We start from the raw sequence: 20,783 nt of genomic DNA, 5'->3' as shown, positions 1-20,783 counted from the left end.
GTTTTGATTACAATACATTGTTAATTGATGCAAAAATAAGTTGTTTTCTGCTAACTACAAAACTTAATGTTAAAAATATTAATAAGAAAACTATATAACTTTCAATAACCGACCCACTTGAATGAATGCATCGATTGCTTTGTCAAGATGTTGTTGTGTATGAGCTGCAGAAAGTTGCACTCGAATTCTTGCTTTATCTTTAGGTACAACCGGAAAAAAGAAACCAATTACATAAACTCCTTTTTTTAACAATTCATCAGCCATTTGCTGTGATAATTTTGCATCATATAGCATTACCGGTACTATAGCAGAGTCTCCATCAATAATATCGAAGCCTGCTTCTTTCATTCCTTTTTTGAAATAATCAGTGTTCCATTCTAATTTATCACGAAGGGTTGTGTCTTTTTCCAACAATTCAAAAACTTTTAAGGAAGCTCCAACGATTGATGGTGCCAAAGAATTTGAAAACAAATACGGTCTTGAACGTTGTCTCAATATTTCAATAATTTCTTTTTTGGCGGTAGTATATCCACCCATAGCTCCGCCTAAAGCTTTTCCTAATGTTCCGGTAATAATATCTACACGGCCCATTACTCCTTTTGCTTCCAAAGTTCCTTTACCTGTTGCACCAATGAATCCGGCAGCGTGACATTCATCCACCATTACCATCGCATCATATTTATCAGCTAAATCACAAATTTTATCTAATGGTGCAACTAATCCATCCATCGAAAAAACACCATCGGTTACAATTAATTTGAAACGTCTTCCTTCTTCATTAGCTTTAATGAGCTGTTGCTCTAAATCGGCCATGTTACTGTTTTCATAACGATAACGGGCAGCTTTACACAATCGAACACCGTCAATAATGGAAGCGTGATTCAAACTATCTGAAATAATTGCATCTTCTTCCCCTAACAAAGGTTCAAAAACGCCACCATTGGCATCAAAAGCGGCTGCATATAAAATGGTATCTTCTGTTCCGTAGAATTCTGCTATTTTTTGTTCTAATTGTTTATGAATATCTTGAGTTCCGCAAATAAATCGCACAGACGACATTCCGAAACCATGTGAATCCAATGCATCTTTGGCTGCTTGAACCACTTCCGGATGCGAAGAAAGTCCTAAATAATTATTCGCACAGAAATTCAATACTTTTTCTCCCGTAGAAATGGTGATTTCTGCTCCTTGTGGCGAAGTAATAATTCGTTCTTTTTTAAACAATCCGTTTTGTTGAATTGTATCTAATTCTTTCTGTAAATGTTGTTGTATTTTACCGTACATGTTGTTTTATTTTTTACAAAGTTACTATTTCCAATGTTTCTCCAATATAAACCAAAGCTTTTTTAACGACCTTAAAACCCATATTTTGCAAAGCAACTTCGTATACTTCTACTTGTTTATGATGTTTAGCGAGCGGATCTCCCGTTTTATAATCGAGAATCATTGCTTGATTTTGCTGATTTATGACAATCCGATCAGGTTTTACGATGTTATCTTCCTTTCGTAAAATAATCTGCTCATTCAATATTTTATTCGACTCATCAAAAAAGATGGATAATTCCGGATGCAAACAAATTTGAGTAATAATAGACGTAACAGTTTCCTTTTGGCTCAAAGCAATAATTCCATTTTCCAATGCTTTTGTAACCGCCAAATCAATGTCGTTTTTGGTTTTTATATAAGATAATATTTCGTGAATCACATTGCCATATTCAATTGCTTTTTGTTGATGAGTTCCCCACATCAAGCTCTCCCGTTGAGCAATTTTAATCGAATTTGGATTGAGATTTTTCTCTACCAAAGAAATCGGAATTAACTCTTGAACTTTTTTACTTTCTGTTGAAACTTTTTCAGCATTTCCCCATTCATACACTTTTCTTTGCGAATCAAATAAATTATTGTCTTGCAAGAAAGTGAGAAAGAAAGTAGACATATTATTGGAAACAATTTCTCCTTTAGAAGTCAAATTCATACTCGAAATAATATGAAGTTGCTCTTCTGCCCGCGTTAGTGCTACGTAAAGAATATTGATATTGTCTAACAATTCTTCTTCCTTTTTTTGTTGATAAACCGAAGCTGCCAAATCGCCAAATTCTTGCACATTTTTATTATTATCAATTAAAACTTTGGGCAATTCGATTAAATCGGATTCGGGTTCAATCCACAATTTATCTTTGGGTGAATTGGTATAACTTTCTTCGGCAAACGGAAAAATAACCACTGGAAATTCCAATCCTTTTGATTTGTGAATAGTCATAATTCGAATAGCATTGTTTCCTTCGGGCGATGGAATGCTAAATTTGGCACTATTATTATCCCAGTATTCTAAAAAATCTGAAATTCCGCTTTGGTTTTTAATATCTCTATCTAAAACTCTATCCAGAAAATCTTGAATGTAAGCGTTTGATTCTTTGGGTTTGATGAATGTTCGAATAATAGTTTCAACCGCTTCATATAACGATTTTTTTCTAATTTGTTGAAACGAAAAAGATAAATCTAACGAAGTTAACCAGTTTTCTAAATCAATTTCCAAGTCAAATTCCATTCCTTTTGCCACAAAATCATGAGTTGGCATTTGTTGCTGAAGATTTTTTGCAACATAATATAAAAAATGTGCTTTTGATTCTTTATCGGCTCCGTTTTTCAAAAATCGCAACAGAGAAATTATCAGATTTACATCCGAAGAATTTTGCAACAATAGCGATTCAGACGAAACAATCGGAATACTTTTTTCGGTTAAAAAAGCAGCAATTTTAACTCCGGGATCTTTTTTTCGGGTCAGAATAACGATATCCCGATATGAAAATCCTTTTGCTTTTAATTCTTCGATAGTTTGAAGAACGGCTTCTAAATACAAATCATCTTTTTCAATCTCTTCTTCCCATACTGATTTGGATGGGATGAAAGACAGTTTCACATAACCGCCTTTTTTATTGTTTTCCTTCTGACGGCTGTGATTTTCATACAAATCTTTATAATCCGGATGCTCAAAACTATTGGCCAAAAAGGCAAAAAACTGATTATTAAAATCGATAATTTGGCTATAACTTCGCCAGTTGGTGTCTAAATGAAAAAGTTTTTTTTCGGGATTTATAAATGGATTTTCAGTCTTACTTAATTCGATAAATTGCTCAGCTTTTCCGCCACGCCAGCGGTAAATAGATTGTTTTGGGTCGCCCACAATCATCAACGAACCTCTTTCTTGGTTCAAATCTTCGCTGGACAAGGCATTATCAATCAACGGAATTAAATTTTCCCATTGCATTTGAGATGTATCCTGAAATTCGTCAATAAAAAAATGTTTATACCGTTCGCCCATTCGTTCATAAATAAAAGGAGCCGGTTGGTTTTGAATTTCGTTGTGAATGATGGCATTGAATTCTGAAATCGATAAAATATTTTGCTCTTCCTGAATTTTATCCAATTCCTGACTCACTCGATTTAAAAGTGATAAGGGTGTGATGTTTTTCAAAAAAGCCAAATACAACATGTATTCTTTGACGGAAGAATGTATTAATCTGAAAAATTGAAATAATTCCGCTGAAATTAAATCAACCGCATCTTTTTGCGATTGAGGAATGGATTTGGAATAGCGATTTCCATCTGCTAAATACTCTTCAATTTTGGCATTGTTGATGATTTCGCCTTGAGCAATTTTTGTAAAATAATTAAAAACAACTCCACGACTAAATGATTTGGCATCCAACTGATTTGAATGTATTAGTTGCATTGCTTTTTGCCCGGCTTCCAAACATTCTTTTTCTATTGATTTGATTTTTTCGAGCACATTTTTCTTCAAATCAATAAATTCCTGAATTTGCTTGTCTTTAAAGTGAACAATTTCGTTTCGGTTGTTTTCATTAGTCAACAATTTCGAAATTTCTTTGATGTCTCGCGTAACATCCCATGATTTGTCGTCGTCTGTTTTTTCTAACGTAAAATCGACCAACAAACGCGTTAACATTTCATCATTTCCGGCTTGAGCAATAATGGCATCAATGGCTTCTTGTAAGAGATTATCTGTTTCCAACGAAACTTCAAAAGTGGAAGGCAAATTCAAATCATGAGCAAACGTTCGGATTACTTTGTGTGTAAACTTATCAATCGTAGAAATATCAAAAGCGGCATAATTGTGGATGATATTTCGAATAATTGATTTCGATTTTTGTTTGATTTCCTGAACGGATAATCCTGTTTCTGAAACAATTGCATTCATGACCGCCATTCCTTTTGCATTTGGTTCGTCTGTGGCAAATTGCGATAATGTTTCAACTACTCGCGATTTCATTTCGCCAACGGCTTTGTTGGTAAATGTAATAGCCAAAATATTTTTATAGGCATCTTCTTTTTTGGATAAGAGAATAATTTTTAAATATTCTTTAACCAAAGTAAACGTTTTACCGGAACCGGCAGACGCATCGTAGATTGAAAAAGCGGGTTTATTCAAGGCTATAATTTAAATTAATACAACAATAACGAAATAGAATTTCCTTTTCCAAAGTTAATTGATTAAATTTGAAGCTCATTATTGTTAAACACAAAAAAATATAATTATGTCATTTGAACTACCAAAATTACCTTATGCATACGATGCATTAGAGCCACATATTGACGCAAGAACGATGGAAATTCATCATTCTAAGCACCATGCTGCCTATACTAATAACCTAAATGCGGCTATTGAAGGAACAGATATGGACGGCAAAACAATTGAAAACATTTTAATTAATTTAGATAAAACCAATGCAGCGGTTCGCAACAACGGTGGTGGTTTTTATAATCACAATTTGTTTTGGACAGTAATGTCTCCAAACGGAGGCGGAGAACCAACAGGAGAATTGGCTGAAGCGATCGAAAGAGACTTTGGAACCTTTGCAGAGTTTAAAGCTAAATTTTCTAAAGCAGGAGCTACCCAATTTGGATCAGGTTGGGCTTTTTTATGTGTGAAAGACGGTAAATTAGAAGTGTGCGGAACACCTAATCAAGACAATCCGTTAATGCCGGGTGTTGGCTGTGGCGGAACACCAATTCTTGCTATGGATGTATGGGAACATGCCTATTATTTAAATTATCAAAACAGAAGACCTGATTACATTGAAGCTTTCTTTAACGTGATTAACTGGGCAGAAGTTTCAAGAAGATTTGCGATAGAAAAATAATCCCATATCCATTTTATATCAAAAAAAGCGACATTCTAACGAGTGTCGCTTTTTTTGTGTAAAATAAAAAGGTGGAATTTCTTCCACCCTTTTGCCCCAAATCTACCATAAACTTAACCGTGCGTACTATGGTAATTACAAATGTACAACGGTTTTTAGTAAGAAACTATTGTATGGTAAAATAAATTTTAACATTTAGGGATTAAAGGGTGTATTGTATAATTATATGGGTTTTTTGATTGTTTTTAAGTGTATTCCAAACTTCTATAAAATAAAAAAGGTACGCATAGCGTACCCTTTTTGCCCCAAATCTACCATAAACTTAACCTACTAATGCTATGGTGAAACAAATGTATATTAACACTAATTTGTTAACAAATAAATTAGATGAAATGCATCAAAAATCGTTAAAAAGCAAAAAACACTAGGTTTTAGTATGCCCTAGCATCTTTTCCTTCATAGAAATTCATGAAAGCACGGTTTACAACCCGGTTTCCGCCTGGTGTTGGGTAGTCTCCTGTGAAGTACCAATCACCTAAATGATTTGGACAAGCAACGTGTAAATTATCTACCGTTTGGAAAATGATTTTTACCTCAGCTTTGGTGTCAGATGAACTTAGCATTTCGGCTATTTTATCTGAAACTTGCTGGTCGGTGAATGGTGCATAGATTTCTTTGACATAATTTACAATTTCACCGTCTTTGAATTTCTCCTGAAGTTTACATTTTTTATACACCTCATCAATAATCGAGTATTGATTGTTTTCTTTTAATAATTCTAAAACCGCTCTAAACGCAACCAATCCTTCTAATTTTGCCATATCGATTCCATAACAATCCGGATAACGAATTTGCGGAGCCGATGAAACAATAACAATTCGCTTCGGATTTAATCGATCCATCATTCGAATTATGCTTTTCTTTAACGTCGTTCCGCGAACGATACTATCATCAATAATCACTAAATTATCTTCCGGTTTAATTACGCCATACGTTACATCATATACATGAGCAACCAAGTCATCGCGACTGCTGTCTTCTGTAATAAAAGTTCGCAACTTCGCATCTTTGATGGCTACTTTTTCTGTTCTGATTTTAACCGAAAGAATTTCTTCTAATTTCTCCTTAGTTAATGTTTTTCGGTTGGTAAGAATATATTTATTTTTTCGTTGATTCAGAAAATCTTGAGCGGCTTCCACCATCCCATAAAAAGAAGTCTCAGCTGTGTTTGGAATATAGGAGAAAACTGTATTGTCTGTGTCATTATCAATCGCGTCTAAAACAGCAGGAAGTATCAATTTTCCTAACATTTTTCTTTCTCTGTAAATTTCAGCATCGCTTCCTCTGGAGAAATAAATGCGTTCAAAGGAACACGCTTTCTTTTCTAACGGCTCTAAAATTTCCTCTAACGAAAAGCTTCCGTTCTTCTTGATAATCAAAGCTTTTCCGGGATCTAATTCTTGGACTTTTTCGAAAGGCACATTGAAAACTGTTTGAATTACCGGTCTTTCCGATGCAACTACCACGATTTCATCATCTTCATAAAAATAAGCAGGACGAATTCCGGCAGGATCACGAAACACAAACGCATCACCATGACCTAATAAACCGGCCATAGCAAAACCGCCATCCCAATTTTTGGATGCTTTTCTTAAAATCTTAGCAATATCTAATTTTTCGGCAATTACCGGAGAAGCTTCTCTTTTTGATAAACCATTGTTTTTACATTCCTGATACAAATCAGTTACTTCATCATCTAAGAAATGACCGATTTTCTCCATTACAGTAACGGTGTCGGCTAATTCTTTTGGGTGCTGACCCAATTCGACTAAATTATCAAACAGCTCTTTTACGTTGGTCATGTTGAAATTTCCGGCCACAATCAAATTTCGATGCATCCAATTGTTCTGACGTAAAAATGGATGAACACTTTCGATACTGTTCTTCCCGAATGTCCCGTAGCGAACGTGACCTAAAAATAATTCGCCTATATATGGAATGTTTTCTTTTTGCCAATCCACATCATTTTGAAATTCGGGATTGTTTGCCAAATCTTCATTAATTCGCTCATTAATTTGAGCAAAAATATCCTGAATCGGCTGTGCTTTATTGGAACGAACTCGACTGATGTAACGCTGCCCGGCTTCTACATCAAATTTAATACTGGCAAATCCGGCTCCGTCTTGTCCGCGGTTATGCTGCTTTTCCATCAAAAGATACATTTTTTGTATCCCATAGAAAGCAGTTCCATATTTGTCTTTGTAATATTGAAGCGGTTTTTTTAATCGTAAAAGGGCAATTCCGCATTCATGTTTTAAATTGTCACTCATTGTGTTGTGTTGTTTAAACTGAACTTATTTCAGTCTCTTTTAAGTAGGTTAATCTTTTAATTAAAACTATTTCTATAAAAAATGCCCCGAAATTTCGAGGCACAGTATTTTATTCTAATTCGATGTCAAATTGAGTTAAGGCTCTGAATTGTTTCAAGCGATCGTACACTTCTTCTTTTTCAAGGTCAAGCATTCGCTCGGTTCCAAATTTCTCTACGCAGAACGAAGCTAAGTTTGAACCGTAGATAATGGCGTTTTTCATATTGCCAAACGAGATGTTTTCGCTTTGAGCAATAAATCCTGAAAATCCTCCGGCAAATGTATCGCCAGCTCCGGTTGGATCAAATACTTCTTCTAATGGTAAAGCCGGTGCAAAGAAAATTTCTTTTCCTTGGAATAATAAGGCTCCGTGTTCTCCTTTTTTGATTACTACATATTTTGGTCCCATGGTATGAATCTTCGCTGCGGCTTTCACCAACGAATATTCACCGGATAATTGTCGGGCTTCTTCATCGTTAATGGTAATTACATCCACACGTTTCATCACTTGATGTAATTCGGCTAACGCACAATCCATCCAAAAATTCATCGTGTCTAAAACAACTAATTTGGGTTTAGAAGTCATTTGGTCTAACACACTGATTTGAACCATCGGATGAAGATTGCCTAACATTACAACATCTGAATCTTTAAATTCGGCAGGTACTTTCGGTTGAAAATCGGCCAACACATTTAGTTCTGTAACCAATGTATCTCTAGAATTCAAATCATTGTGGTAACGACCGCTCCAGAAGAACGTTTTGCCGCCTTTTACGATTTCAATTCCGGAAATATCGATGTCTCTATCAGTTAATAAATTTAAATATTCTTGCGGAAAATCTTCTCCAACAACAGAAACAATCGCCGATTTTACATTAAAAAAAGAGGCTGACAAGCCAATAAACGTAGCGGCTCCACCTAAAATTTTATCTGTCTTCCCGAAAGGGGTTTCGATGGCATCAAAAGCAACCGTTCCTACGATGAGTAATTTATTCATTGGATATGATTTGAAATGAGGTGCAAAGATAGGGTTTTACTTTTAGGTTTGAAAGTGGAAATTTAAGTATAATTTTATAAAATAATCCATAATGTCAGATCCAGATTGTTATAGGAAGTGCGGAGCATTCATGGGCTATTTGTTTTGAATCTTGATGGAGCTGAAAATTATCAAAACCACACGAAAGGATTCGGTAACTCAATGATTTCTTTTCAACTATACAATTAACAAAATATATTATTATCAACTCGCTATTGTTTACTTATCTTAAATTCTTTTGATGAATTTACTGATTTTACCTTTACCAAATAAATAGAATTTGCCAAATCATTCATTTCAATAGAAATTGTTTCACTATTAAAAATCTCAGATTTTATGAGTTGTCCTAAAAGTGTATAAACCTCAACTTTCTTAATTACCTCATTTGATGAGATATTCAACATTGACCTTACCGGATTAGGATAAAAAACAAAATTCAGAAAATCATTAGTCAGCACATTTAAGCTTATAGAAACAGTAACCGGAAATGGTTCGCTTCGGCAAACTCCATTATCATTCACAGCATAATAGGTAGTGTTATTTTCCAAAATTAAATTTGTAGGTAATGGATTAACATTAGCAAGAGCATCCGCAAGAGTGGCATACCAAATCACAGTAGATGGACTGACAATTATGTCGCTAATTGTACTTGTTGATGAAAAGGTTTGATTTGAATCTCCGCTTGGTGTATCTATTTGATTAACCGTGATTGTTAACGTACTAGTAGAGGCACATTGCCCTGAATTTGGTGTAAACGTATATGTTGTGGTCTGAGTATTATTTAAGGCCGGTGACCACGAACCAACAAAGCCATTTGAAGATGTTGTTGGCAAAGGCGATAACGATTCTCCTATACAAATAGGTGATACGGATGAAAATGTAGGTGTAACAGAAGGATTAACCGTGATTGTTAACGTAGTCATTGATGCACACTGCCCTGAATTTGGGGTAAACGTATATGTTGTGGTCTGAGTATTGTTTAAAGCCGGTGACCACGAACCAACAAAGCCATTTGAAGATGTTGTTGGCAATGCTGCTAATACTTGCCCAGCACAAATTGGTGGAACAGGGGTGAATGTAGGCTCGCTATTCGGCGTAATAAAAATAGTAACTACGGCAGTTGTGGCACATTCACCTTGATTGGGAATAAAACTGTAGGTTGTGGTGGTGGTATTGTTAATTTCTGGTGTCCATGAGCCACTTATTCCTTCAATAGAAGTAATAGGTAATGGCGGAATGGTAGAGCCTTGACAATAGCTAGTTTCAAATTCAAAAGCAGGTATGGTACTTATAAAATCGTGACCCGAAAAACCCCAACCTTTATTGAATACAAAGTTATTTATAGCTGGAATTGCCTCTGGTCCATATTCAAGAAAAGTGGCTCCTAGTATTAGGTTGTTTGGCGTGTTTGGATTTTCATTCCATCCAATTAACGTTTGCGAATAATTTCTACAATCTAGTCCCGAACGGTCTAACATTTCTGTTAAATTTTGAACTGCACTAATGTTCCAATTCCCTAAATTTTTATTGAAATTTTCTGCTCTGAAAAACATTCCAGACATATCGGTAACATTCGTAGTATTCCAATTTTGAATAGAATTACTTCCGCCATTATTAAATAATGATGTTGTTGCGAAAGTTGGCGTAAAACCAACTAAGTCACTTCTAAACATTCCAGACATGTTTGTAACGCTTGAGGTATTCCAATTCCCAATATTTTGGTTAAATGAAAATGCTTGATTAAACATATTAGACATATTGGTTACGTTTGAAGTATTCCAATTCCCAATGTTTTGATTAAATACGATAGCACCACTAAACATTCCTGACATATTGGTAACATTAGCAGTATTCCAATTTCCAATATTTTGATTAAATGCCGATGGTAAAGTATTGAAAATACTACAATTGAACATTTCGGACATATCCGTAACATTTGAGGTGTTCCAATTGCCGATGTTTCTATTAAAATCAAAAGCATCTTTGAACATTTTGCTCATATTGAGAACATTACTTGTATTCCAATTTCCTATATTTTGATTAAAACTATGAGCACCTTCAAACATACTCGACATATCTGTTACATTAGAAGTATTCCACAAACTCAACGCTTGATTAAAATTAAGGCAACCTTTAAACATGCCGGATAGATTGGTCACATTTGAAATATTCCAAAAATTGATGTTGAATGGTCCATTTAATTGCGAATTCCCTGCAAACATATTAGACATGTTTGCTACACTTGATAGGTTTGGAATATCGGTTGCGTTAACCAATTGAATACCGTTCGGAAAAAACAAATCTTGAACATTAAAGGCATTTTCCATACTAATCCATTCAACAGATCCCCATTGATTAATCTCAGTAATAGTAAATGAAAATCCATCTGCAAATATTCTTTTAAAATTTTCAGGTTGAATTGTTAATCGAATTCTTTGATTACCTGGCAAATCTGATATTGTAACATTTGACCCTTGAAAAGTCCCCGAACCAGAAGCTGGTGCGGCAGGAGGTAAGGATTCCCAAGAATACTCAACAGGACCGGTTGTAACCGTTCCAAATGTAATTGACGTAGAACCAAAAACAGATTGCCAAGTAGTGATAAAAGGTTGTTGAGCGATGGAGGAGAAACTCATCAATGCCAAAATGACTGTTAGTGTAATTTTACTTTTCATAGCTTTTTTTAAGTAATATTAACAAAAAATCAAATTGTGCTATATTTCTTTAACTAGATTTTCACAATTGTTTGACCTAAAAATCAAGCTATTATATTTTTGGTGCTAGTAATAATTTAAAATAATTTGCCTTCTTCCTTTTCATAGAACGTGTCAACTGACAGATTCGGCAAACCCGAAGCATACACCGCCAATTCATCACAACGTTCGTTTTGCGGATGACTATTGTGTCCTTTTACCCATTTAAAATCAACTTTGTGCTTGCGGTAGATTTTAAGAAAACGCATCCATAAATCGGGATTTTTCTTTCCTGTAAATCCTTTCTTTTCCCATTGAAAAACCCATCTTTTTTCAACGGCATCCACTACATATTTTGAGTCGGAAGTCACTAACACGGTTGAATTGGGATTTTTTAATTTCTCTAAACCCACAATAACAGCTAACAATTCCATACGATTGTTGGTGGTATATCGAAAACCTTCGTAAAATTCTTTTTTATAGGTGGAACCCACTAACTCGATGACCACCCCATAACCACCAGGACCTGGATTTCCTTTGGCTGCTCCGTCGGTGAAGATGTGGATTTGGTGGGACATAAAAATGCGGGTTTAAAAGTTGCGAGTTACGGGTTACGGGTTAAAAGTTGGTCGATAATTGTTGGAAAATGCTCTTGTTCCAATTGATGAACTTTTTGAGAAACTTCTTCAAAAGTAGAACAATCGACTATAGAAATTGATTTTTGAAAGATTATTCCTCCTTCATCATAGTGCTCATTCACAAAATGAATCGTGATTCCGGTTTCGGTTTCTTGGTTGTCTAAAACAGCTTGATGCACATAGTTGCCATACATTCCTTTTCCGCCATACTTTGGTAACAAAGCTGGATGAATATTTATAATTTTGTTGGAGAACTCTTTAATGATATGTTCGGGAAACTTCAATAAAAAACCAGCTAAAACAATTAAATCAGGTTTTAATTCGATTAATTTAGAAAGTACGAAATCGTCGTAAAGCTCGTCTTTATTGAATGTAACTGTTTGAACACCCAACTTTTTTGCTTTCTCTACAACTTTGGCATTAGAATTGTTTGAAAACACAGCGACTACCGATTTTGAGGTATTATTTTTGAAATAATGAATGATGTTTTCCGCATTGGAACCCGTTCCTGAGGCAAAAATCACGATGTTCTTCATGTTTCCTGTAATTTTTATTACGCAAAAAAACAAAAAAGAAACGAGAATTTATAGGGTTTAAGCTTCTATTGTCAAATATATTTTTTAAATTCGTAGTCAGATTTATTAACTAAAATGTTGTATTAAAATAAAGTTTTTTATTTTTGCCAACAATTAAACTAAAATTTAAAAGATTATGTCAGACATTGCATCAAGAGTAAAAGCGATTATCGTAGACAAATTAGGTGTTGACGAAAACGAAGTTGTAACAGAAGCAAGCTTCACAAACGATTTAGGGGCTGATTCATTAGACACTGTTGAGCTAATTATGGAGTTCGAGAAAGAATTTGATATTCAAATTCCAGACGACCAAGCTGAAAACATTGCTACTGTAGGTCAAGCTATTTCTTACATCGAAGAAGCTAAAAAATAATAACTAAAAACATCCCGTTCTGCTAATCCGGAACGGGTGTTATTATTTTTACTAAAACTAATTTATTGATTGTCATTCAATCACACACATACAGAAAAAAACACCCCTGATTTTTAATTTTCAATAAATTTCAGGGTTTTTTTGTTTATATTCGTACTCACAAATAAGCATTAAAATGGAGTTAAAAAGAGTCGTGGTTACCGGTTTAGGAGCCTTAACACCCATAGGAAATAACATTGAAGAATATTGGAATGCACTGATTAACGGTGTTAGTGGTGCTGCACCTATTACTTATTATGATACTGAAAAACACAAAACAAAGTTTGCTTGCGAAGTAAAGAATTTCAATGTAGAAGATTTTATTGATCGCAAAGAAGCTCGCAGAATGGATAAATTTGCTCAATATGCCATTGTAGCCAGTGACGAAGCCATCTTAGATGCCGGAATTACTGCAGACAACGTTGACAAACATAGAGTTGGTGTCATTTGGGGAGCAGGAATTGGTGGATTAGAAACTTTTCAAGAAGAAGTTTTATACTATGCAAAAGGCGACGGAACACCAAAATTTAATCCGTTTTTTATCCCAAAAATGATTGCTGATATTGCTCCCGCTCATATTTCTATGAAAAATGGGTTTATGGGGCCAAACTATACTACTGTTTCTGCTTGTGCTTCTTCGGCAAATGCAATGATTGATGCGTTTAACTATATTCGATTAGGATTGTGTGATGTCATTATTTCAGGTGGATCAGAAGCGGCAGTTACCATTGCAGGAATGGGCGGATTCAATTCAATGCACGCCTTATCAACTAGAAACGAAAGTCCGGAAACCGCTTCAAGACCTTTTGATGCAACTCGTGACGGATTTGTATTGGGCGAAGGTGCCGGTGCATTAGTTTTAGAAGAATACGAACACGCGAAAGCTCGTGGAGCAAAAATATATTGTGAAATTGGTGGTGGCGGTATGTCATCAGATGCTTATCATTTAACAGCACCTCATCCGGAAGGACTTGGCGTTATTGCAGTGATGAATAATTGTTTACGTGATGCAAAAATGAAACCGGAAGATATTGATCACATCAATACTCATGGAACTTCAACTCCATTAGGAGATGTTGCCGAATTAAAAGCAATTAGTGCTGTGTTTGGCGACCATGCGAAAAACATCAACATCAATTCTACAAAATCTATGACAGGTCATTTACTTGGTGCTGCTGGCGGAATTGAGGCGATTGCTTCTATCTTAGCCATTAAACATGGAATTATTCCACCAACAATTAATCATTCTGTGGTGGATGAAAACATTAATCCGGAGTTAAATCTTACGCTAAACAAAGCTCAAAAAAGAGATATTAAAGTGGCAATGAGTAACACCTTTGGTTTTGGTGGTCATAATGCCTGTGTTTTATTTAAAAAATTAGAGGAATAATTCTCAATGAACGTTTTTAAAAAAATATTTACCAAAAATTCCCGTCCTATCGAAGGCGGGATTTTTTTTGAAGCTATTCATAAAATACTGGGATTTAAACCCAATAACATTGAATTTTATCAAAAAGCTTTCACACATCGGTCTTCCAACAAATTAGATTTAAAAGGAAATCCGATTAATTATGAACGTCTAGAATTTTTGGGTGATGCGATGTTAAGTGCCGTTATTGCTGGGCATTTATTTAATGAAGTTCCTTCTGGAGATGAAGGCTATTTAACCAAGATGCGTTCTAAAATTGTGAGTCGTGAACATTTAAACGAATTGGGCCGCGATTTAAATCTTATTCAATTAGTAGACAGCAAGGTTCCCTCACAACATTTTGGCGAAAATATCCACGGTAATATTTTTGAAGCATTAGTAGGTGCAATCTTTTTAGATAAAGGCTATACGTATTGCGAAAAATTCATCTACAAAAGAGTCATCGTTCCGTATGTTGATATTGCAAAATTAGAAGGGAAAGTAATCAGCTACAAAAGCTTAGTAATCGAATGGTGTCAAAAAGAAAAAAAACCATTCCATTATGATGTTTATGATGATAACGGAAACGATGGTCAACGTTATTTTGGTGTTAAGTTGAGTATTGATAACAAGATAATTGCCAAAGCAAGAGCCACTTCCAAAAAGAAAGCAGAAGAAATTGCTTCTAAACGTGCTTTTTTCGCTTTCCAAGAAAAAATGGACAAAAAATTATAGAAATCTTAAAACTACATCGTTTTCGTTCATAAATTATCGTTAAGTTGAGAAATTCACACTTTTTTGTAGGCTAAAAACGTTATATTTACATCTTGTTTGAATGTAAAATATGGCTATTCATAAATTATTCATTGACGACTTCGAAGAAGCAGATTATCAGTTAATCGCTATTCATACCACCTTGGAAAACTATCGAGTTGCGTACTTTATTAACCAAAATCTACCTGTTTTACTTCATCGAAATAAAAAAGACATTCTGACCGGAACAGAAAGGCAAAAAGCAGGATTTCCAAACTTTCATTTTGAAGATACTAAGAAAGAAATTTTTTGGACTTTAATTGAAAACAAAAGAGAAATTTCTCTTCCTCAGAAAAACAAAACCTTTACTCTTTTTAAAGAAGAACAGGAATTTAGTAACGCTATTTACTTTTTACCTGAATTTAAAAATGTAGATTTTTTTTTGAAAATTGAATGTGATGAAAGTCAAATAGACATCAGTAAAATAACAACTAAACTAAATACTATCGACCAAATTGCTACTATTTATGCCGTAGATAAAAGTCGTATAAAATCTAAAAACAATTTAATTTTTTAAAAAACAATATGCCAATCAACAAAAAAACCAAAATTGTTGCCACCCTAGGGCCAGCATGCAGCTCCAAAGAAGTCATTAAAAACATGATTGATGCGGGAGTTAACGTATTTCGTATTAATTTTTCTCATGCTGATTATGAAGACGTAAAAGAACGTATAGACATCATCCGCGGTTTAAATGACGAATTTGGTTACACCACAGCCATTTTAGCTGACTTGCAAGGTCCAAAACTACGTGTAGGTGTAATGAAAGAGGATGTGGTAGTGAGCAAAGGTGATATCATTACCTTCCAAACGGCAGAAGATATTCCCGGTACGGCCGAACGTGTTTATATGAATTACAAAGAATTTCCGAGAGATGTAAATCCGGGTGAAAAAATTCTTTTAGACGATGGAAAATTAATGTTCGAAGCTCTTGAGACCAATGGAACAACCGAAGTAGTTTGTAGAGTTATTCAAGGAGGACCATTAAAATCGAAAAAAGGTGTAAATCTTCCGAATACAAAAGTTTCTTTGCCGGCTTTAACCAAAAAAGACATTAAAGATGCTCTTTTTGCTATTGAAAATGAAGTAGATTGGATTGCACTTTCTTTCGTGAGAACACCAAAAGATTTAGAAGAATTGCAGGACTTGATTGCAAAACATTCTTCGTATAAAATTCCGATTATTGCTAAAATTGAAAAACCGGAAGCGGTGGAAAACATTGATAAAATTGTTGCTTTTTGTGATGGTTTAATGGTTGCTCGTGGTGATTTAGGTGTGGAAGTTCCTGCAGAAGAAGTTCCGTTGATTCAGAAAAAACTGATTCACAGAGCCAAAACAGCTCGAATTCCAGTTATTGTTGCTACTCAAATGATGGAAACAATGATTACTAGTTTAACCCCAACTAGAGCAGAAGTAAACGACGTTGCCAACTCTGTTATGGATGGTGCCGATGCCGTAATGCTTTCCGGAGAAACTTCGGTAGGAAACTATCCGGTGGAAGTGATTGAAACGATGTCTAAAATCATTCGATCAGTTGAAGATAGTCCGCTAATTCAAGTTCCACATAATCCTCCTCACGTTCGCACAAAACGATTTATTACCAAATCAATTTGTTATCATGCGGCAATTATGGCCAATGAAATTAAAGCAAAAGCTATTTCTACGTTAACAAACAGTGGTTATACCGCATTTCAAATTTCTGCTTGGAGACCAAGTGCTCATATTTTGGTTTTTACGTCAAACAAAAGAATTTTAACCCAATTGAATTTGCTTTGGGGAGTTCGTTCTTTTTATTATGATAAGTTTGCCAGCACAGATGACACCGTGGAAGATGTGAACAAATTAGCCAAAGAAAAAGGTTTTGTAGAAAAAGGTGATATGGTTATCAACTTAGCCGCTATGCCAATTGCTGAAAAAGGAATGGTAAATACGTTGAGGGTTTCAGATATTTCGTAAAAACCGAAGAAAATAAATATAAAAGGAGCTTAGAATTAGCTCCTTTTTTTATGCTGCTTTTTCAAACGCAATAAAATTTGTTAGTTCGCCTGATATATTAAAAACCGGAAAAGCTTTGATGTGGCATTGGTATAGAGATCCGTCTTTGCAATAATTTGTTACTACTTTTTCAAATGGGAGTCTATTTCGAACAGCATCTCCGATTTCTTTTGAAGTTTGAACACAAGTAGCTGGCCCCTGAAACATTTTTGGAGACTTTCCTAAAACTTCTTCCGGATGATATCCATTCATTCGAACCATGTTTTTGGTAGAGAAAACAATTTTCAGATTAGGACAAGTAACTACAACAACAGTATCAATATCTATCAATTTATTCAAATTAAAATCTGTTTTCCAACTATTAAAAGTTGCTAAAAGTTCTAACTGATTTTGATCTGATATAATTTTGTTTAGTTGATTTAAAAAATCACCATACAAATCCCATGTAGTTAGTGGCATTTTTTTAGTTTCCAACTTTGATTCGTTTTTGAAAAAACCCTTGTCGTATTCTTTAAATTCAAGCATTGTAATTCTATTTTGAATCAAAATTAGATTTTAATTTGAAACAATCATCAAATTGTATAAGGTTTAACGATTGTTGAAGATTAGTTAAACAAAAATCTGATTCGTTTAATTGTCAAAAATACTTATATTTGAAACTGACATGACCAAAAAAATTATCTTTTTCTATTTCATCCTAAGCTGTTTGCCGTTTTTTGGACAAACGTATATTCCATTGTTGGATACCCAAAACGAATGGCACTTTACGAGTTGTTATGAAGGCTGCATAACCGATATCTATTATACCAACGGCGACACTTTAGTTAAAAACAAAATGCATAAAATTCTTGACGGATATCATTATATATCAAGAACCTTTTTGTTGCATGAGGATATAGAAGAAAAAAAAGTTTCACTCACAAAAATTAGTCCAACTAGAATTGATGAATACCTTTTATATGATTTTGGATTAGAAGAGGGTGCTACTTTTGAAATGAAAAATCCAATCACACCCTTTCCGGAAGAAGGTGGTTTATTTGTGCTAGATTCTATCCGAAATGTAGAAATTTGGTCAGGAACAACACGAAAACACTTTTATTTTTCACCGCACGAAACCAATCAAATAAGCACGCAAAATGCAATTTGGGTAGAAGGTGTTGGTTCTTTATCTATGATTAATGCTCCCGGAGGACATCCGGAAATTAATGAAGTTGGTTTGCTAAATTGTCTTTTTAAAAACGCTGAACTTTTCTATTCCAATTTAACAGCGGAAGTCACTGTTTGCGAACCAACAATTCTGTCATTATCACAAAATAAACAACAAGAAATAATTGTTTATTATCCGGAAAATAATAAGTCTATCTGTTACATAAAAAACACAGAAAACGTAAAAAAAATTGTACTTTTTGACCTTAACGGAAGAAAATTAACGGCTTATCAAAATCAGTTTGAAAATGAAATTCGGATTGATTTACAAAGATTTTCTAACGGAATGTATTATGTCAAACTATTCTATGATGGTGGAGAAAAGAACTTGAGAATAATGAAAATGAATTGATTTTTCATTCCTCCAACTCTAAATAAATATCATTATCCGGGTTTTTGATTATTTGTGTTTCATATCCTTCTTTAGAGAATTCAACATGAAAATCTTGACAATCCGGCATACATCCGCCAAACGGACCGTACATTTCCCAACTACCCAACGAATCAGTATATTTTGTTTTTTCTGTCTCAATACATTTATACTTTACACTATCTAACGCAATTCCTGTATTTTTATCAAATACAATCCCATCCCCTCCATTTTCTCCTTCACAGCTAATAAGAAAAATTACAAGTCCGAAAAAAAGCAGCTTTAGTTTCATATTATTTCTTCTATTTTATAATTTCCTATGACTTCTAAAATTTGGCATAAGTAATCTCCAAACTAAAAACTCCTCACTCCTTACTGTCCATACTCCTTCACCGCTTCCACAAATGCCTTTGCATGATCAACCGGAATATTTGGCAGAATTCCATGACCGAGATTTACAATATAACTATCTTTTCCAAACTCATCAATCATTTGATGCACCATTTTTTTGATGGTTGGAATGGGTGATAACAAACGTGACGGGTCAAAATTTCCTTGCAACGTGATTTTTCCACCGGATAAATAACGAGCGTTTCTAGCTGAACAAGTCCAATCTACGCCCAAAGCCGAAGCTTTTGATTTAGCCATATCGTTCAAAGCAAACCAGCATCCTTTTCCAAAAACAATTACTTTGGTGTGTGGAGCCAACGCTTCAACAATTTGGTTGATGTATTGCCACGAAAATTCCTGATAATCCACTGGAGAAAGCATTCCTCCCCAAGAGTCAAAAATCTGAATCGCATTACAACCCGCTTTTACTTTTTCCTTTAAATATAAAATAGTTGTATCGGTGATTTTTTGTAATAATGTGTGAGCAGCTATTGGATTTGAAAAACAAAATCCCTTTGCAGTATCAAAACTTTTTGAACCTTTCCCTTCCACGGCATAACAAAAAATTGTCCAAGGTGAGCCGGCAAAACCAATCAATGGCACCTCATCATTCAACATTTCTTTGGTTAATTTGATGGCATCAAAAACATAACCTAATGTTTCGTGAACATCCGGAACAAAAGTTTTATTCACATCATCCATCGAACGAATTGGGTTCGGAATAATTGGCCCTAAATTGTCTTTTAATTCCACGTGAATTCCCATCGCTCTTGGAACGACCAAAATATCTGAAAACAAAATAGCAGCATCTGGTTTTACAATTCGGATAGGTTGAACGGTAATTTCCGCAGCTAATTCAGGGGTTTCGCAACGAGTGAAAAAATCATATTTGTCTCGTAAAGCCCTGAATTCAGGCAAATATCTTCCGGCTTGACGCATCATCCAAACGGGCGGACGTTCAACGGTTTCATTATTTAAGGCTCTTAGAAAAAGATCGTTTTTTATCATAATTATATTTTTTAAACTGACGGAATTTTGTCAGATTTAGGATTCTTTGAAATAATTTATACTTTGTATGATTACGTTTTCAACCGTTGGTCGGTTTGCAATCACTATATTTTTTGTGCTTTTTTCAATTTCTGCGGCTGTTGTTGTTCCGATGCAAAAACAAATTTCACTAGTAATAGAATTTACTTTTAAATAACTCTGAACAGCAGACGGACTAAAAAACAAAATTCCATCCATTTGATTATCAACTTTGTGTGGCGTTAAAATGGTTTTATAGACTTCTATTTCTTCAAAAACGACATTGTTTTTTTGAAAAGCGGTTGGAATGGTATCTCTTCTCAAATTTCCGGAGAAAAACGTGAATTTTTTATCGGAATGATTTTCTACTAAATAATCAACTAAATCATCGGCATAATCAAATGAATTTTCAACTTTAAATCCTTTTTCTTCCAAAAGTTGTTTTGTTTTTATTCCAACACAAAAACAAATTTTATCTTTTAAAAAGAGATGATTTTCATTATTCAAAACACTTAAAACGGCATTTTGACTGGTGAAAATTAAATAATCAAAAGATGAATTCAATTGAAAAGGTTGAAATTCAATTTGAATAAAATCAGCTTCAATCAAACGAAAATCAGCATTAAGTAAAAACTGTTTTTGGTTGGGTTGAAGTTTTTTAGTTGATAGTATTCTGATTGATTTTTCCAA

18 protein-coding genes are annotated in these 20,783 nt (G+C 34.4%); 7 read left to right on the top strand and 11 right to left on the bottom strand.

Going from position 1 to position 20,783, the window contains the following annotated elements:
• Positions 1–90: 90 nt before the first annotated feature.
• On the bottom strand, positions 91–1,284 hold the full coding sequence (gene kbl, locus B4N66_RS13585; RefSeq protein ID WP_291095385.1) for a glycine C-acetyltransferase: 1,194 nt from the start codon (positions 1,282–1,284) through the stop codon (positions 91–93).
• A gap of 13 nt (positions 1,285–1,297) precedes the next feature.
• On the bottom strand, positions 1,298–4,450 hold the full coding sequence (locus B4N66_RS13580) for a UvrD-helicase domain-containing protein (RefSeq protein ID WP_291095384.1): 3,153 nt from the start codon (positions 4,448–4,450) through the stop codon (positions 1,298–1,300).
• A 106-nt stretch (positions 4,451–4,556) separates the two neighbouring features.
• On the opposite strand from B4N66_RS13580, the gene B4N66_RS13575 reads away from it, so the two are divergent.
• Positions 4,557–5,162: a superoxide dismutase gene (locus B4N66_RS13575; protein WP_291095382.1), complete on the top strand. Its 606-nt coding sequence runs from the start codon at positions 4,557–4,559 to the stop codon at positions 5,160–5,162.
• A gap of 431 nt (positions 5,163–5,593) precedes the next feature.
• Here B4N66_RS13575 and B4N66_RS13570 read toward each other — a convergent pair whose 3' ends face one another.
• The 5 genes from B4N66_RS13570 to B4N66_RS13550 form a co-directional block, all read right to left on the bottom strand.
• The gene (locus B4N66_RS13570; RefSeq protein ID WP_291095381.1) at positions 5,594–7,492 is read right to left on the bottom strand and encodes an amidophosphoribosyltransferase; all 1,899 of its coding nucleotides are present in this window, start codon (positions 7,490–7,492) and stop codon (positions 5,594–5,596) included.
• A 109-nt stretch (positions 7,493–7,601) separates the two neighbouring features.
• Positions 7,602–8,528 carry a PfkB family carbohydrate kinase gene (locus tag B4N66_RS13565; RefSeq protein ID WP_291095380.1) on the bottom strand — a complete coding sequence of 309 codons (927 nt, stop codon included), beginning with the start codon at positions 8,526–8,528 and terminating at the stop codon, positions 7,602–7,604.
• Positions 8,529–8,779: 251 nt separating this feature from the next.
• Positions 8,780–11,242: a BspA family leucine-rich repeat surface protein gene (locus B4N66_RS13560; RefSeq protein WP_291095379.1), complete on the bottom strand. Its 2,463-nt coding sequence runs from the start codon at positions 11,240–11,242 to the stop codon at positions 8,780–8,782.
• A 116-nt stretch (positions 11,243–11,358) separates the two neighbouring features.
• Positions 11,359–11,838, bottom strand: a complete 480-nt coding sequence (gene rnhA, locus B4N66_RS13555) for a ribonuclease HI (RefSeq protein WP_291095378.1) — start codon at positions 11,836–11,838, stop codon at positions 11,359–11,361.
• A gap of 26 nt (positions 11,839–11,864) precedes the next feature.
• Positions 11,865–12,434: a phosphoribosylglycinamide formyltransferase gene (locus B4N66_RS13550; protein ID WP_291095377.1), complete on the bottom strand. Its 570-nt coding sequence runs from the start codon at positions 12,432–12,434 to the stop codon at positions 11,865–11,867.
• A gap of 175 nt (positions 12,435–12,609) precedes the next feature.
• Here B4N66_RS13550 and B4N66_RS13545 point away from each other — a divergent pair, with 175 nt between their 5' ends.
• The 5 genes from B4N66_RS13545 (at position 12,610) to pyk (ending at position 17,062) form a co-directional block, all read left to right on the top strand.
• Complete coding sequence (locus B4N66_RS13545) at positions 12,610–12,846, top strand: acyl carrier protein (RefSeq protein ID WP_007137004.1); 237 nt, start codon at positions 12,610–12,612, stop codon at positions 12,844–12,846.
• Between the two features lie 175 nt (positions 12,847–13,021).
• Positions 13,022–14,275 (top strand): beta-ketoacyl-ACP synthase II, encoded by a 1,254-nt coding sequence (gene fabF / locus B4N66_RS13540; RefSeq protein ID WP_291095376.1) that lies wholly within the window; start codon positions 13,022–13,024, stop codon positions 14,273–14,275.
• A gap of 6 nt (positions 14,276–14,281) precedes the next feature.
• The gene (gene rnc / locus B4N66_RS13535; protein ID WP_291095375.1) at positions 14,282–15,028 is read left to right on the top strand and encodes a ribonuclease III; all 747 of its coding nucleotides are present in this window, start codon (positions 14,282–14,284) and stop codon (positions 15,026–15,028) included.
• A 109-nt stretch (positions 15,029–15,137) separates the two neighbouring features.
• Positions 15,138–15,623: an IPExxxVDY family protein gene (locus B4N66_RS13530; protein WP_291095374.1), complete on the top strand. Its 486-nt coding sequence runs from the start codon at positions 15,138–15,140 to the stop codon at positions 15,621–15,623.
• Positions 15,624–15,631: 8 nt separating this feature from the next.
• Positions 15,632–17,062: a pyruvate kinase gene (pyk, locus tag B4N66_RS13525; protein ID WP_291095373.1), complete on the top strand. Its 1,431-nt coding sequence runs from the start codon at positions 15,632–15,634 to the stop codon at positions 17,060–17,062.
• Between the two features lie 48 nt (positions 17,063–17,110).
• On the opposite strand, the gene B4N66_RS13520 is transcribed toward pyk, so the two are convergent.
• Positions 17,111–17,626, bottom strand: a complete 516-nt coding sequence (locus tag B4N66_RS13520) for a PAS domain-containing protein (RefSeq protein ID WP_291095372.1) — start codon at positions 17,624–17,626, stop codon at positions 17,111–17,113.
• A gap of 109 nt (positions 17,627–17,735) precedes the next feature.
• On the opposite strand from B4N66_RS13520, the gene B4N66_RS13515 reads away from it, so the two are divergent.
• On the top strand, positions 17,736–18,659 hold the full coding sequence (locus tag B4N66_RS13515) for a T9SS type A sorting domain-containing protein (protein WP_291095371.1): 924 nt from the start codon (positions 17,736–17,738) through the stop codon (positions 18,657–18,659).
• A gap of 4 nt (positions 18,660–18,663) precedes the next feature.
• Here the strand turns inward: B4N66_RS13515 and B4N66_RS13510 are convergent, their stop codons facing one another.
• The 3 genes from B4N66_RS13510 to B4N66_RS13500 form a co-directional block, all read right to left on the bottom strand.
• Positions 18,664–18,969, bottom strand: coding sequence for a hypothetical protein (locus tag B4N66_RS13510; RefSeq protein WP_291095370.1), 306 nt, complete (start codon positions 18,967–18,969; stop codon positions 18,664–18,666).
• Between the two features lie 80 nt (positions 18,970–19,049).
• Positions 19,050–20,075: a uroporphyrinogen decarboxylase gene (gene hemE / locus B4N66_RS13505; protein WP_291095369.1), complete on the bottom strand. Its 1,026-nt coding sequence runs from the start codon at positions 20,073–20,075 to the stop codon at positions 19,050–19,052.
• Between the two features lie 36 nt (positions 20,076–20,111).
• The gene (locus tag B4N66_RS13500; RefSeq protein ID WP_291095368.1) at positions 20,112–20,783 is read right to left on the bottom strand and encodes a uroporphyrinogen-III synthase; all 672 of its coding nucleotides are present in this window, start codon (positions 20,781–20,783) and stop codon (positions 20,112–20,114) included.

Source organism: Flavobacterium sp. UBA2787, assembly GCA_002352205.1.
In the GTDB taxonomy this organism is placed as follows: Bacteria; Bacteroidota; Bacteroidia; order Flavobacteriales; family Flavobacteriaceae; genus Flavobacterium.
The sequence above is the reverse complement of the archived record's forward strand: the minus strand, read 5'-3'. Positions and strand labels throughout refer to the sequence as shown.